This window comes from Leifsonia sp. NPDC058248 (assembly GCF_042881905.1).
GTDB lineage: Bacteria > Actinomycetota > Actinomycetes > Actinomycetales > Microbacteriaceae > Leifsonia.
The window spans coordinates 1-2,369 of sequence record NZ_JBHVXB010000022.1; the positions used below are offsets into that span (position 1 = coordinate 1).

Consider the following 2,369-nt stretch of genomic DNA (forward strand, 5'->3'; position numbering starts at 1 on the left):
GGTCCAGGACAGCCGCGAGGGCTGGGCTGACGCCCTGGGGGACCTGATCCGTACGGCCCACGATGAGGAGACACGTCATGCGGCTCGGGTGTTTGACGTAAGCCGTGTGCGGCCCAAGGGGGCGCCACTCAAGCAGTTTGGGGGTACGGCCTCTGGCCCCCAGCCGTTCGGAGAGATGCTCAAGGCCGTGGGCCTGGTGCTCAAGGAGGGAACTGGTAGGCCCCTTCACGGCATCGACGCCATGCGCATTGATCACGAGATCGCTCAGTGCATTGTCTCGGGAGGAGTCCGCCGATCGGCGCGCATGTCGATCATGCATTGGCGTGACCCACTTATCTGGACCTTCACGCGGATCAAGGCTGAGGGCGGCCACTGGACAACGAACATCAGTGTTGAAATTGACGATGACTTCATCAATCTTCTCGGCAAGCTTTCCTCTCCGTCTATGCCGATCCTGCGGGAAATCGCTGCCGGCATGCTCCGTAACGGTGAGCCGGGGATCTGGAACTCAAGCCTGACGGCAGTTGGGGAGGTTGACGGGACCTACACCACAAACCCATGTGGAGAGGCAACGCTAACCCCCTGGGAACCGTGCAACCTCGGATCGGTCAACCTTGGCGCATTCGTAGATGCGGATGGACGGGTTGACTATGCAGGGCTTACCAACGCGCATCGCTACCTAACGCGGTACCTCATCAGGGCCACCTTTGCCGACGTAGCCGACCCCAAGTCGGTGGAGGCCATCGCCAAGTACCGACGCATCGGAGTGGGTCACCTTGGTTTTGCTGACTACCTGGTGAAGCAGGGAGTCAGGTACTCAGAAGCATCCGAACTCGGCTTTGTAGGCTGGGACCTTGCCGACTGGGCTTACGAGGTGGACAAGGAAGCTGCGGCCTACGCCAACCTTCTGCGTATTCCGGTTCCCATCAAGAAGCGAGTCATTGCGCCTACGGGAACCACGTCCAAGCTGGCCGGCACGTCCGGTGAGGCGGTGCATGCCCCGTTCGCAGGCTACTTTAAGCGCCGCATCCGCTTTAGCGACCTGGAGCCCACGGAGAAGGCTCAGGTGGAAGAGTATCGGCGGAAGGGTTACAACGTTGAGCCGGACAAGTATGCGGCGAATACCAGCGTGGTTACCATCCCTACCAAGGACCCGCTTGTAGATATCGGGGACTCCTTCGAGCACGCCGGACAACTGTCGCTAACAGACATGCTTTCCGTTCAGGCGCTGTACCAGGAGCATTGGGCAGACCAGGCGGTGTCATACACGGCGAACGTCGACCCCGCGGCTCATTCCGTTGACGATCTAGTTGACGCTCTGATCCCCTTCCTGCCCAAGCTCAAGGGGACGACGGTCTTCCCAGAAATGTCCTTCGAGCAACCTCCTTACGAGCGCATCACGAGGGAGGAGTACGAGGATCTGGTATCAGCAGTCGGGGTTGAAGCCGCTGACACCTCGTATGACGAAATATGCGCCTCGGGTGCCTGCCCCATCTGAGGGCCTCTTTTTTTGTCAACACACTTGCTTCCCGTGATAGACGGGTGGCTGGGTTACTTGTTGGAGCCTGAGTGAGCTTTCCCAACCCTTTTGACGGCCCCTCCCCGTGGGGCGAAACGAACACTTCCAAGGAGATCAAGCCTATGACTGACGCCATTGCCGCTGTTGCCCCAAACAAGTTCAAGATTGGCCTGACCTTCAAGGCCGCGGCTGGCTATGACGCCGAGTGGCTTACCCCCTCTGTTTACGGCGCTACCGCCGAAGAGGTTGCCACCAACGCTGTGGACCTTATGAAGGCCCTGGCAGACAAGGGCGTGATTGAGCTTGCCTCCCACGCCGCGAAGAAGGTGCGGGAGACCCACCAGCCCACGGCCGGCAAGGGGGGCAACTCGGCGCCGAAGACCTTCCAGGGCGGAAAGGTTCAGGAAGCTCCCTCGGCTTCCTCCGGCCCCTTCTCTGGGGACTCTTGCGCGCACGGCCGAACTCTGCGGGAGGGCCAGGGCAAGAACGGCCCATGGGCGGCAATGTTCTGCAATGCGCCCAAGGGCTCGAACTGCGATCCGCTGTGGCGCCAGAAGGACGGCTCTTTCTCGTAAGAGCTGACGAGTCTTAACAAGGCACCTCACAGGGGGCCGGGGATTCCTCGGCCCCCTTTCCTTTTGGAGTAAACCGGTGACAGGAATTCAGTTCAGGTCGGACGTCACGGCCAGGCTCGTAGATGTGTCGGCCAATGACGCAATGGTTGCCAAGGCAGCAAAGGTTTCCACTGTCGGGAAGGAATCTGCTGCCGATGACGCACCTGCCGAGGGACTCATTAACTTCCTCATGCGGGACCGCCACGGATCACCATTCGAGCACACACACTTCACGC

3 protein-coding genes are annotated in these 2,369 nt (G+C 60.3%); all 3 read left to right on the forward strand.

Going from position 1 to position 2,369, the window contains the following annotated elements; genetic code table 11:
* Nucleotides 1–1,498 (forward strand): ribonucleoside-triphosphate reductase, adenosylcobalamin-dependent (gene nrdJ, locus ACFVV5_RS19105; RefSeq protein ID WP_387247275.1); only part of this gene is annotated, 1,498 nt, incomplete at its 5' end.
* A 143-nt stretch (nt 1,499–1,641) separates the two neighbouring features.
* Nucleotides 1,642–2,094, forward strand: a complete 453-nt coding sequence (locus tag ACFVV5_RS19110; protein WP_387247277.1) for a hypothetical protein — start codon at nt 1,642–1,644, stop codon at nt 2,092–2,094.
* A 124-nt stretch (nt 2,095–2,218) separates the two neighbouring features.
* Nucleotides 2,219–2,369, forward strand: a 151-nt coding sequence (locus ACFVV5_RS19115; RefSeq protein ID WP_387247279.1) for an FAD-dependent thymidylate synthase, incomplete at its 3' end; no start/stop codon positions are given.

What these genes read in the sequence shown, in the direction of transcription:
- ACFVV5_RS19110 (WP_387247277.1), top strand. Translation starts at nt 1,642, where the DNA reads ATGACTGACGCCATTGCCGCTGTTGCCCCAAACAAGTTCAAGATTGGC.